This is a genomic window from Frankia sp. CcI156 (genome assembly GCF_001983015.1).
Classification (GTDB): Bacteria; Actinomycetota; Actinomycetes; order Frankiales; family Frankiaceae; genus Frankia; species Frankia casuarinae.
The window spans coordinates 1-1086 of the sequence record NZ_MOMD01000142.1 but is presented as its reverse complement, the minus strand read 5'-3'; the positions used below and the strand labels follow the sequence as shown (position 1 = coordinate 1086).

At 67.6% G+C, this 1086-nt stretch carries 1 protein-coding gene and 1 pseudogene; both read right to left on the bottom strand.

Annotated features, from left to right (window positions below):
• Positions 1-137: pseudogene (clpP, locus tag CcI156_RS27345) on the bottom strand (ATP-dependent Clp protease proteolytic subunit); the annotation flags it as partial.
• Between the two features lie 29 nt (positions 138-166).
• Positions 167-883 carry a ClpP family protease gene (locus CcI156_RS23740; RefSeq protein WP_011437164.1) on the bottom strand — a complete coding sequence of 239 codons (717 nt, stop codon included), beginning with the start codon at positions 881-883 and terminating at the stop codon, positions 167-169.
• Positions 884-1086 lie beyond the last annotated feature (203 nt).

Below are 1086 nucleotides of genomic sequence, written 5' to 3'. Positions count from 1 at the left end.
TCGATCTGCACACCGAGAAAGACGATCCGCTCCTTGAGCAGCTTCGAATACGGATCCATCGAGTACTCGCCGCGGGAGGTCCGTTCCACGATGTTCGGCAGGACGTGACGGGCCCTCGGCGCACCGCCACCCAGCATGATCCCGCTCGCGGCGGGAGGCCGCCCGGTCATCGCCCGCTCCCGCCGCCGGGGCCGAAACCGGTGCGGCCCGCCCGCCGCAAACCCATGCCCGCTCCACTGACCACACTGGGTACCTGATCCGCCCGGACAACCACATGATCGACGAGGCCGTACTCCTTGGCCTCCTCGGCCGTGAACCACCGGTCCCGGTCGGAGTCGGTCTCGATCTGCTCGACGGTCTGCCCGGTGTGGAAGGCGATTCGCTCCTGCAGCGTGCGCTTGGTGTACAGCATCTGCTCGGCCTGGATGGAGATGTCGGCAGCGGTACCGCCGATGCCACCGTGCGGCTGGTGCATCATGATCCGGGCATGGGGCAGCGCATAGCGCTTACCCGCCGTGCCRGCGCAGAGCAGGAACTGCCCCATCGAACCGGCGAGGCCCAGCGCGACCGTCGCCACGTCGTTTCCGACGTACTGCATCGTGTCATAAATCGCCATGCCGGCGGACACCGAGCCACCCGGCGAATTGATGTAGAGGTAGATGTCGGCCGCGGGATCCTCGGCGGCGAGCAGCAGCAGCTTGGCGCTGATCGCGTTGGCCACCGCGTCCTCGACCACGGAACCAAGGAACACGATCCGGTTCTCGAGGAGCCGGCTGAACACCTGGTCGTCCGCGGAGCCGAGCCCGGATGCGGCGGCCTGCACGGTAGCCCGGCGCGGACTCCCCGGCCCGGCCTGCGTGAGGCGCGAAAAAGATTCGATCATGGTGCGTCCTCCCGCCGGCCGTCGGGAATGGGTGCGAGCACGATGGGCCGGCGTCACCAGCGTTGCCGAGAAATCCGCGCCCACGACGCTGATCTGCTGGCGGCATATCTGCTCACGGCAGACGCAACGTCCCGTGGAACGACTCCAGCGGCCTTCCGTTGCATAAGAGCGCCTGATAGCGGCGCTCATGCCGCCTCACCTTG